Consider the following 10,264-nt stretch of genomic DNA (forward strand, 5'->3'; position numbering starts at 1 on the left):
GACCAGCCCCGTGGCGGTCGGCGCGGACGGCAGCGACTCGATCGGTCTCGCCCCCGGCGCCCCGCTCCGCTTCGTCGGCACGCCGTTCGCCGACGTCATCTCGGGGACCGAGCACGACGACGAGCTCCTCGGCCGCGGCGGTGACGACCAGATCCGGGGCAACGCCGGCGACGACACGATCACCGCCGACGCCTCCGCCGCTCCCGGCAACGACATCCTCGACGGCGGTGCGGGCAACGACTCGCTCAGCGGCAGCCTGGGCTACGACACCCTCAAGGGCGGCTCCGGCGGGGACACCCTCACCAACACCTCGATCAACAAGACGTTCATCCTCGGCGGCGGCGGCAGCGACATCGTGTCCTTCGTCGTGCCGAGCGAGCCGGGCTTCAAGGTCATCGGCAACATGGGTGCCGACAAGCTCCGGATGCTGCCCTACCCCAACCCGGCGCTGCGGCCGACGCTGCGCATCGACCAGCGCAAGGGCCGGACCACCGTGTCCAGGCTCGTGCCGGTCACCGTGGCGGGCAAGGTCCAGAGCTTCGTCGAGGTGAGCCTGCCGGCGTCCACCACGTCGATCTACAAGGGCACCGCCAAGGGGGAGGTCGTCGACGCCCACCCGGACTACGCGGCGGTGATCAAGGGCCGTGGCGGCGCGGACGTGCTGACCGGCTCCAACCTCAAGGACACGCTGATCGGCGGCAAGGGGTTCGACCTCGGGTTCGGCAAGGGCGGCAACGACGTCTGCAAGCTCATCGAGCGTCGCCGCTCCTGCTGACGGCCCCGGGACACGCCTCCTGCGCGGGCGCGCTCTGCCTGCGGCCGCTCGGGCGCGGCTGCTTTGCCGGCGGGGCCGTAGGGGCCACCATGGGCCCACGATGTCGCGCGCTCGCAGGCTGTTGCTGGTCGCCGTCGCCTGGGCGATCCCGGTCGCCTGGTTCGCGGCGGCACTGCTGGCCGGGCCGGTCGATGGCGGCACCCTCACCGCCAGCACGGTGGGGACCGCCGCCGACGGCTGGACGCAGCCGGCTCGCGTGGTCAGGACCTACGGGGACACGCCCCTGCGCGAGGGTGACCTGGTCGCGGCGATCGACGGACGCACCCTGGACGAGTGGGTGCGGGTCGGCGCGCCCGATCGGTCCGTCGGCGATGTCGTGGAGTACCGGGTGCAGCGGGCCGGTGAGGCGCTCGACGTCGAGCTGAGCATCGACGTGACCCTGATCCGCTACCCGGTCGTGGCGGCGCTGGGCGCCAACCCCATCGCGGTGGCGCTGGCCGTGATGCTGTTGGGTGCCGGGACCCTCGTCTTCTGGCGTCGGCCTGACGAGGCGGCCGCTCGGGCGTACCTCGCGGGCACGTCGCTGCTCCCCTGTGCCCTGACCGCGGCGCCCTGGGGCGTGGGTCCCATCGACCTCGCCGGCGGTCGCGGCGCCTGGCCGCACGGCGCCGGCGAGGCGCTCGGCGCCGCGGGCCTCGGATCCCTGCTGCTCGCCGTCCTCTGCATGAGCGCGGCCGGTCCGCTGCGCGGTCGACTCGCCGTGGTGGCGGCGTACGCGGTGCCTGTGGTGAGCTACCTCGTCTGGCTGGCGGTGGCGCTCGCGCAGCACGCGCCCGGCCTGTCCCGCGCCCACGCGGTCGCCAGCGTGCTCACGCCGGCACTGCTCGCCTGCCTGCCTGCCGTGCTCGTCGCCGCGCTCCTCGCGCATCGGCGTGCGACCGAGCGGGAGGAGATGCTCGCCACCCGTCTTGTGCTGCTCGGCGTCGGCTGCGGGGTCGTGGGATGGGCCGTCCTGGAGGTGCTGCCGCGGGTCGTCGCCCGAGACCCGGCCGTCCCGGGCTCCGTGCTCACGATCCTCCTGATGCCCATCCTGCTGGGGAGCCTCGGCATCGCGGTGAGCCGCTACCGCCTCAGCGAGATCGAGCCCGCGGTGCGGCGGACTCTGGTGCAGGCGGTGGTGCTGGTGCTCGCGGGCGCGGCGTTCGTCGGCCTGGTGCGGGCGGTCGACGTCGCCTCGGACATCGCCGTCGGCTCCATGCTGGTCGGCGGCCTCGCGGCGCTGCTCCTGCTGCCCGCCGCGGTCGCCCTCCAGCGCTGGGTGCGACGGCAGGTCTACGGCGATCGCGAGATGCCCCGCCGTGTGGTCTCAGACCTGCGGCGCCTCGACCCGCTGGCCGCCCCCGAGGAGGTCCTGCAGGAGACGCTCGACCTGCTGGCGCGCCGGCTGCACCTGTCGTACGCCGCCATCGAGGTTGCCGCGACCGATGCGTCGGAGCCGATCGAGACGTCGGTCGGGCGAGCCCGCGCCACACCGGTGACCGTCGACCTGGCTGTCGGCGGCTCGACGCTGGGGAGTCTCCACCTGGAGGTGGACCCCGCCCACGACCCGTTCGGTCCGGGAGATCGCCAGCTCTTGGAGGATGTCGGCATCCAGGTCGGTGCCCTGGTCCAGGCCGTCTCGATCAACCGGGAGCTGCAACGGTCCCGCCAGCACCTGATCAGTGCCCGCGAGGAGGAGCGGCGCCGGATCCGCCGCGACCTGCATGACGGCCTCGGGCCGTCGCTCGCGTCCTTGGCCATGCAGCTCGAGGCCGCGCAGGACCTCATCGTCGCCGATCCCACCGGTGCACGTGTCCTGGTGGGCCGGCTCTCGGACAAGGCGCGCGACGAGATCGGCGAGGTCCGTCGGCTCGTCGAGGGACTGCGACCGCCCGCCCTGGACCAGCTCGGGCTGGTCTCGGCGCTGCGCCAGCGCGCCGAGGACCACAACCAAGGTGGTCGAGCCGGCGGCACCCCGCCGAAGATGACCTGGGCGGTGGATGCGGCCGACGACCTCGAGCCGCTGCCCGCCGCGGTCGAGGTGGCGGCCTACCGCATCGTGCTGGAGGCGGTCAACAACGCCACCCGTCACAGCGGGGCCCGGCGCTGCACGGTGTCCCTGGCGCGAGACGGGTCGTCCCTGCGGATCCGGGTCGGCGACGACGGCGAGGGGCTGGCCCCTGATCACGCCTCGGGTGTAGGCCTGTTCACGATGCGGGAGCGGGCCGAGGAGCTCGGGGGCACCTGCACGGTGACCGCCGGGCTCAGGGGCGACGGGACGATGGTCGAGGCAGTGCTGCCGATCACGGTGGACGACGGTGAGGGATGACGATGGAGCCGGTGAGGGTGCTGGTGGTCGACGACCACGAGGAGTTCCGCCACGGGGTCGAGGCGCTGCTGTCCGCGGCGCCCACGATCGAGGTGGTCGGGCATGCCGCCGACGGTCGGGCCGCCATCTCGCGCGCTCTCGACCTCCAGCCCGACGTCGTCCTGATGGACCTCCAGATGCCGCACCTCAACGGCGTCGAGGCCACCGAGCGCATCGTGCAGTCGTCGCCGCACATCAGCGTGCTGGTGCTCACGATGATGGAGGACGAGGACTCGGTCTTCGCGGCGGTCCGCGCCGGTGCGCGTGGCTACCTGCTCAAGGGCGCCCGACGCAGCGAGATCGTTCGCTCGATCGAGGCGGTCGGTGCGGGTGAGGTGATCTTCGGCCCCGGCATCGCCGACCGCGTGATGGGCTACTTCCGATCGGCGCGCTCGCGGCCGACGTCGGACGCCTTCCCCGACCTCACCGACCGGGAGCGGGTGGTCCTGGGGCTGATCGCCGAGGGCAAGGAGAACATGGAGATCGCCCGGCAGCTGAGCCTCTCGGTCAAGACGGTGCGCAACCACTCGAGCAACATCTTCGCGAAGCTCCAGGTCGCGCACCGGGCGCAAGCCATCGTGCGAGCCCGCGAGGCGGGACTGGGTGGGCTCGACGGACCGGGCGGCCGGGACGACCCAGGCGGCTCCCGCCGATGAGGCGCAGCGGACCCGGGGCGACGTTCAGCCGTGGCAGCCGCCCTGCAGGCGTGCGTCGTTCTCGGCGTCGCGGCCGATCGCAGCCGCCTGCACCGTGTCCACGTCGATCACGGCCGCACCCCCCGAGGTCGTGAAGGGCGTGCCGTCGAGCACGCACCCCGACACCCCCCGCGGGTCGACCCGCGTGACGGCCTGCGTCAGGCGGTACAGGTCAGCGGGGGAGAGGTCGGTCTCCAGCCCGCCGATCGCGCTCAACGCTGCCGCCTCGAGGAGTCCGGGTTCGTCGGCGCGGCTGCGCAGCTCGCGCAGGACACCGAGCAGCAGGTCCTGGTGGTGGGCGGCGCGCGCGAAGTCACCGCCCTCGACGTCACGGCTGCGGGCGAAGTCCAGCGCTGTGGCGGCGTCGAAGGAGTTGGTCCCTCGCCGCACGTCGAGGCCCACGTCGTCAAGGCGGTAGGTCGTCCGCGAGTCGACCTCGACGCCGTCGATGGATCCGATCATCGAGCGGAACCCGTCGAAGCCCGTGACCAGCACCAGGTCGGGGGCGAACCCCACGAGCTCCTGGACCTCTCGGGCGATCAGGTCCGGCCCCCCCGCCTGGAGGGCCGTGTTGATGCGGTCGAACCCGTCAGGGAGCTGGACCCAGGAGTCGCGGGGGATGCCGATGGCGACGGCCCTGCCGGTGCGTCCGTCGACGCCGATCATCTGGATGGCGTCGGTGTGGCCCTGCGTGACCGGGGTCCCGGGTCGGGCGTCCGAGCCGAGCGCGAGGACCCAGAAGACGCCGTCGCCGAAGTCGACCGCGCTGGCGGTCTCCACCGTCGTGAGACTGATCGCCGCGGGGTGCACCGAGGGAGCGGGAACCAGGGTGGCAACGGCGAGCACCAGCGCCCATCCGGCGAGGCGCTGGCGTCCCGGGCGGCGTGGGCGCGTCACGGCGTCGCCCCGGTGTCCTGCGCCGCGCCGTCGTCCAACGCCACGTCGTACCCGAAGACCGACCAGTCTCCGCCGGCCTCCTCGAGCAGCAGCCTGCCCTGCAGCGAGACGGGCCTGGTCGACCCGTCCGGCATGGTCGCGTCGAAGGCGAAGTCGACCGTTGCCGTGGCGCCGACCACGTCACGGGGCAGGGTGAGGAAGGAGAGCCGGGCGTCGAGCCTGGTGGCCACCACGTCGGTGGCCTCCTGCACCCTGGCGGCCGTGAGCTGGTCGATGTCGGTGGCCGCGCTGCGGGCGGCCCCGCTCGTGAACGACCCGAAGGCCTGCACGAACTCGCGCCGTGGGAAGTCCCCCAGGAACGCCTCTACGACGTACTCCGAGAGCACGTCGCCGACCGCCGTCTCCATCTCGGTGCGGGCCTGCTGGTCCAGGTCGTCCGCTCCGGAGACGGTCTCGACCCTCAGGGCCACGGACTGGTCGGAGCCGGTGGGTGGCCCGCCCGTCTCCTCGGGGCTGCACCCGGTCGCCGTGAGCACGGTCAGCGCAGCCACGACGGCACACCTGGCTCGGCGTCGTGGGTGGCCCATGGCCCCCATGATGTCCGATGGGTGCGAGTGGGGCGTCAACTCGCCGAGACCGTGTTGTCCGTGGGGAGGTGGAAGTCGGCGACGTTGTCGCGCGCCTGGTGCTTCTCGCCGACGGGACCCCGGCCGAACATGCGGACGATGTTGTCGGTGACGACCGCCACGAAGGCGGACGTCCGGTCGCCGAGGGGCCGTTCACAACGATCGACCAGCGCACAGCCCCACCGCAGGGTCCCAGCCGTGAAGACGCCCGCACCTGAGGGGGTCGTGTAGTAGACCGACTGGGCCGAGGTCGCGACCCCCCGGCAGTCGTACTCCGTGTGGGCGACCACCTCGAGCGGCCGCGGGAGCGTCTCGTCGGGGTAGACCCGATCGGCCTCGGGGCCGATGAGGCCGGGGACGTGGTCGCCGGCCACGACGCCCGTGCCTCGGTAGCCCCACCACCGCGGAGAGGCGATGACCAGGTCCACGTCGACGGGGTAGCACTCGTACTGGACGCCGAGGAGGTCCTGCTCAGGTCGGGGAACCGGGGCGTCCCGGAACAGGCCGGTGGTCTCACCGGGGGTGGTGGACCCGCGCATCGGATCGAGGTAGGCGGAGTGCCGGTAGCCGATCATCAGCCGTGCAGCACCCGTGGCCCGCGCCGCCAGTCGCACACGCCAGTACATGGTGTTGGCACTCAGGAAGGCCAGGTTGGTGCCGTCGTCGCGGGCGGTCATCACCTCGGTCCGCATCGAGGTGGTCCAGTACTCGTCGTGCCCCATGGAGACGTAGCCGAGCGCACCGTCGAGGGACCCGGGACGCAGGTGCAGGTCGATGTTGGTGAAGTAGGAGAGCGGCTGGCCGGTCCGCTCGGCACGGACGATGATCGGGATCGCTGCCGTCCGGTAGTCGTTGGCTCCTGTGGCCCCGTTGTAGGGGCGGTCGAAGCTCACGGCATGGCTGTTGCGATCGCCCGCCGGCCCTTCGTACAGGCTGTAGCCGCCCCAGGCGTTGTAGGCCTGCCAGGTCGTCACCGGGGAGACCAGCGCGATCGTTCCCCGCGCGGACGGCGAGGTCACGACGTACGGGACCTGCGTCTCCCAGCCGGTCGGGGTCCGCAGCGTGAAGACGTAGAAGCCGGGTGCCCAGGTGGTGGTGTCGACGGTCAGGTCCCGCCGCCAGGGTGCGACGACGGTGCGTGTCTCGGCAGGTTCGAACCGAGCGGCGGGCTGCACCCGACCGCGTCGGAAGCCTGACTCCCAGACGAAGGCGCCGGAGCCGCCGCGGTAGCTCCCGATCCGGTACGCCGCCGCCTCGTAGCCGCCCGCTGTCGTCGAGACCTTCAGCCCCACGCGCGTCCCGGGGAGCCCGCTCGCGTGCGTCGTGTAGGCCTCGATCTGGTGGTCGTCCGACGGCTTGTCGATCTGCCAGTCCATGGAGCCCTGCCGGCGGCGGTCCTCGGCTCGCCCGACCTCCTCCGCATCGCCCTCGTTGCCATCCGTGGGCCCGGTCGACTGAGAGGGGACGGCGACGGGCGAGGCGGCCGGGGCGTCCAGCCGTGCCGACCCGCATCCCGCGGTCGCGCCCGCGGCCAGCAGCGTCACCACCAGGACCGTCGGCACTGCTCCGGTCCGCGTCCTTCGTACGTCCATCTCGACCACCTCGCCCGAGCACCGGACGGGTCCGGCGCCTCGTCGTCGACGATTCGCCGGGGGCCGTTCCCGCCGCATGGGGCGGGGATCCCGACCGCGTCGGGACGAAGGGGACGGCCGTGCCCGACCGCCCGGGAGCGCTGGGACGCAGGGACCTAGGATTGCGGCCATGCCCGAGATCTCCCGCGAGGAGGTGGCCCACCTGGCCACCCTCGCCCGCATCGACCTCGACGACGCCGAGCTCGACCACCTCGCCCCCCAGCTGAGCGTGATCCTCGAGTCCGTCGCGTCCATCAACGGCGTGGCCGGCGACGACGTCCCCCCGACGTCGCACGCCCTGCCACTCACCAACGTGTTCCGAGAGGACGTGGTGGTGCCCGGCCTGACCGCCGAGCAGGCGCTGTCCGGCGCCCCGGCCAGCGAGCAGCAGCGCTTCAGCGTGCCGCGGATCCTGGGGGACGAGCAGTGAGGATCACCGACACCGCCGCCGCGATGGCGCAGGCCCTCGCCGCCGGCGAGACCACGAGCGTCGAGCTCACCCGTCAGCACCTCGACCGGATCGCGGCCGTCGACACCGACGTGCACGCCTTCCTCCACGTCGACGCCGAGGGTGCGCTGGCCCAGGCCGCCGAGTCCGATGCCCGCCGGGCGCGCGGCGAGGTGCTGAGCCCGCTCGACGGCGTGCCGATCGCCGTCAAGGACGTCCTCGCCACCTCGGGCCTGCCCACCACGTGCGGCTCGAAGATCCTCGAGGGCTGGGTCCCGCCGTACGACGCCACGGTCGTCGCGCGCCTCAAGGCCGCGGGCCTCCCGATCCTCGGCAAGACCAACATGGACGAGTTCGCGATGGGCTCCTCCACCGAGCACTCGGCGTACGGCCCGACCCGCAACCCGTGGGACCTCGACCGGATCCCCGGCGGCTCGGGCGGTGGCTCCGCGGCCGCCGTGGCCGCCTTCGAGGCGCCGCTCGCGATCGGCACGGACACCGGCGGCTCGATCCGCCAGCCCGGTGCCGTCACCGGCACGGTCGGCGTCAAGCCGACCTACGGCGGCGTCTCGCGCTACGGCCTCGTCGCCCTGGCCAACAGCCTCGACCAGGCCGGCCCGGTCACCCGCACCGTGCTGGACGCGGCGATGCTGCACGACGTCATCGGCGGCCACGACCCGCGCGACTCCACGTCCATCGACCAGGAGTGGCCCTCGTTCACCGAGGCCGCCCGCCGGGGCGCGTCCGGCGACATGACCGGCGTCAAGGTCGGCGTCATCACCGAGCTGGCCGGCGAGGGCTGGCAGCCGGGCGTGATGACCCGCTTCACCGAGTCCGTCCAGCTCCTCGTCGACGCCGGGGCCGAGGTCGTCGAGGTCTCCTGCCCGTCCTTCGTGCACGCGATGGCGGCCTACTACCTGATCCTGCCGGCCGAGGCGTCCAGCAACCTCGCCAAGTTCGATGCGATGCGCTACGGCCTGCGGGTCCTGCCCGAGGGGATCGACAACCCGAGCGCCGAGGACGTCATGCGCGCCTCCCGCGACGCCGGCTTCGGCGACGAGGTCAAGCGCCGCATCATCCTCGGCACCTACGCCCTCTCCAGCGGCTACTACGACGCCTACTACGGGCAGGCCCAGAAGGTGCGCACGCTGATCAGCCGCGACTTCGAGGCCGCGTTCGAGCAGGTCGACGTGCTGGTCGCGCCGACCGCGCCCACCACGGCGTTCAAGCTCGGCGAGAAGCTCGACGACCCGATCGCGATGTACCTCAACGACCTCGCGACCATCCCCGCCAACCTCTCCGGAGTCCCGGGCATCTCGGTGCCCAGCGGCCTGGCCGACGAGGACGGGCTGCCGACCGGCTTCCAGGTCCTGGCCCCCGCGCTGGCCGACGACCGCGTCTACCGCGTCGGCGCCGCGCTGGAGTCCCTCCTGGCCGCCCAGTGGGGCGGCAGCCTGCTGGACCGTGCCCCGGACCTGGCGACCGCCACCGTCACCGAAGGAACGAACGCATGACTGAGCTGATGCCGTACGACGACGTCCTGGCGGCCTTCGACCCCGCGCTGGGCCTCGAGGTTCACGTCGAGCTCAACACCGCGTCCAAGATGTTCTGCGGCTGCCCCGCCGTCTTCGGGGGCGAGCCCAACTCGGGCACCTGCCCGACCTGCCTGGGCCTGCCCGGTGCCATGCCGGTCGTCAACGGCAAGGCCGTCGAGTCCGCGATCCGGATCGGCCTGGCGCTCAACTGCGACATCGCCGAGTGGTGCCGCTTCGCCCGGAAGAACTACTTCTACCCGGACATGCCCAAGAACTTCCAGACCTCGCAGTACGACGAGCCGATCGCCTTCGACGGCTGGATGGACGTCGACGTGGACGGGGAGACCTTCCGCGTGGAGATCGAGCGCGCGCACATGGAGGAGGACACCGGCAAGTCGCTGCACGTGGGCGGCAGCACCGGCCGCATCCACGGCGCCGACTACTCGCTGGTCGACTACAACCGCGCCGGGATCCCGCTCATCGAGATCGTCACCCGCCCGATCATGGGCGCGGGGGAGCGGGCCCCGGAGGTCGCGCGGGCGTACGTCGCGCAGCTGCGGGACCTGATCGTCGCCCTCGGGGTCTCCGAGGCGCGGATGGACCAGGGCAACCTGCGCGCGGACGTCAACCTCTCGCTGGCCCCCAAGGGCACCGGCGGGCTCGGCACCCGCACCGAGACCAAGAACGTCAACTCGTTCCGCTCCGTCGAGCGTGCCGTGCGCTACGAGATGCAGCGCCACGCCGTGATCCTGCGCGACGGGGGCTCGATCCTCCAGGAGACCCGCCACTGGCACGAGGACACGGGCGTGACCACCAGCGGTCGCGTGAAGTCCGACGCGGACGACTACCGCTACTTCCCCGAGCCCGACCTGGTGCCGGTGGCGCCGAGCCGGGAGTGGGTCGAGGAGCTCCGCGGCACGCTGCCGGAGAACCCGACGCAGAAGCGTGCCCGGCTGCAGGGCGAGTGGGGCTTCACGGACCTCGAGATGCGCGACACCGTCGGGGCCGGCGCGTTCGGCCTGGTCGAGGAGACCATCGAGGCCGGGGCCGCGCCGCAGGTCGCCCGCAAGTGGTGGCTCTCCGAGCTCGCCCGGCGCGCCAACGACAGCGGCACCGACATCGCCGCCCTCGGCGTGACCCCGGCCGACGTCGTCGCCGTGCAGCGGCTCATCGACGCGGGCAGCATCAACGACAAGCTGGCCCGCCAGGTCTTCGAGGGCCTGTACGCCGGTGAGGGCACGCCCGAGCAG

At 72.7% G+C, this 10,264-nt stretch carries 9 protein-coding genes; 6 read left to right on the forward strand and 3 right to left on the reverse strand.

From position 1 onward, the window contains the following. The 3 genes from AC1DQF_RS19695 to AC1DQF_RS19705 form a co-directional block, all read left to right on the forward strand. A partial coding sequence (locus AC1DQF_RS19695; protein ID WP_477526925.1) for a calcium-binding protein occupies nt 1-775 on the forward strand: 775 nt, incomplete at its 5' end. A 100-nt stretch (nt 776-875) separates the two neighbouring features. Then, a complete protein-coding gene (locus tag AC1DQF_RS19700) occupies nt 876-3,143 on the forward strand; it encodes a sensor histidine kinase (RefSeq protein ID WP_477526926.1) in 2,268 nt (755 codons plus the stop codon). After that, on the forward strand, nt 3,140-3,838 hold the full coding sequence (locus tag AC1DQF_RS19705) for a response regulator (protein WP_477526927.1): 699 nt from the start codon (nt 3,140-3,142) through the stop codon (nt 3,836-3,838). The genes AC1DQF_RS19700 and AC1DQF_RS19705 overlap by 4 nt, the downstream gene beginning before the upstream one ends. 24 nt (nt 3,839-3,862) lie before the next feature. Here the strand turns inward: AC1DQF_RS19705 and AC1DQF_RS19710 are convergent, their stop codons facing one another. From AC1DQF_RS19710 to AC1DQF_RS19720, 3 genes are all read right to left on the reverse strand, one after another. Beyond that, a complete protein-coding gene (locus AC1DQF_RS19710; RefSeq protein WP_477526928.1) occupies nt 3,863-4,774 on the reverse strand; it encodes an LCP family protein in 912 nt (303 codons plus the stop codon). Continuing rightward, complete coding sequence (locus AC1DQF_RS19715) at nt 4,771-5,325, reverse strand: hypothetical protein (protein ID WP_477526929.1); 555 nt, start codon at nt 5,323-5,325, stop codon at nt 4,771-4,773. Before AC1DQF_RS19715 ends, AC1DQF_RS19710 begins: the two co-directional genes overlap by 4 nt. A 71-nt stretch (nt 5,326-5,396) precedes the next feature. Continuing rightward, entirely contained in the window at nt 5,397-6,992 is a 1,596-nt protein-coding gene (locus AC1DQF_RS19720; protein WP_477526930.1) for a N,N-dimethylformamidase beta subunit family domain-containing protein, read from the reverse strand. 169 nt (nt 6,993-7,161) lie between these two features. Between AC1DQF_RS19720 and gatC the strand changes: the two genes are divergently transcribed. The 3 genes from gatC to gatB form a co-directional block, all read left to right on the forward strand. Then, on the forward strand, nt 7,162-7,461 hold the full coding sequence (gene gatC, locus AC1DQF_RS19725) for an Asp-tRNA(Asn)/Glu-tRNA(Gln) amidotransferase subunit GatC (protein WP_056924996.1): 300 nt from the start codon (nt 7,162-7,164) through the stop codon (nt 7,459-7,461). 23 nt (nt 7,462-7,484) lie between these two features. Continuing rightward, nucleotides 7,485-8,993, forward strand: a complete 1,509-nt coding sequence (gatA, locus tag AC1DQF_RS19730) for an Asp-tRNA(Asn)/Glu-tRNA(Gln) amidotransferase subunit GatA (protein WP_477526932.1) — start codon at nt 7,485-7,487, stop codon at nt 8,991-8,993. Next, nucleotides 8,990-10,264 (forward strand): Asp-tRNA(Asn)/Glu-tRNA(Gln) amidotransferase subunit GatB (gatB, locus tag AC1DQF_RS19735; RefSeq protein WP_477526931.1); only part of this gene is annotated, 1,275 nt, incomplete at its 3' end. The genes gatA and gatB, both read left to right, overlap by 4 nt.

The organism is Nocardioides sp. P4_G4, from assembly GCF_056401085.1.